Annotated in this window: 1 protein-coding gene; it reads right to left on the bottom strand. The window is 37.4% G+C overall.

The genetic code is table 11. From position 1 onward, the window contains the following. Window positions 1-223, bottom strand: a 223-nt coding sequence (locus AC27IT_RS28380; RefSeq protein WP_487092356.1) for a CBS domain-containing protein, incomplete at its 3' end; no start/stop codon positions are given. Window positions 224-503: the final 280 nt, after the last annotated feature.

Below are 503 nucleotides of genomic sequence, written 5' to 3'. Positions count from 1 at the left end.
TAGTCATACAATCATGGCAATGCACAGTGTTGCAATCTTTTCCATCCGCCACGCAGTTTAACACGATATCACGGTCTGTGATCATTCCCATTACTCGATTTTCTTGACACACTGGCACAGAGCCACAATTAATATCACGCATTAATTTTGCTGCAGCTGTTACTGGGTCGTGCGGTGCACAAGCTTTCACATCTTTAGTCATAACTTCACGTGCTGTAGTCATTTTTAATTCCTCCTTTTAATTAAACATTCACCTCCGTATTTTCTCCATGCACATGCAGAATATGAGAATCAATAATTTCCTGAAGGCAAAAAATCTTGTAATAAAAGACGAATAAAAGAACGAACGCAGTGTAATAAACACATAAAAAAGAGCCTATTACACAAACTAAAGAGAATATGGTTTAGCTTACATTTTCGTAACGGCAGGAGTTGGGTACATAATGAAAGGAAAGTTAACGCTTTTGGCAGTACTTTTATTGCCTTGGCTGTCTATAATAAAA

It is taken from the genome of Brevibacillus sp. YAE8 (assembly GCF_057543335.1).
This window is presented reverse-complemented; position numbering and strand designations above follow the sequence as displayed.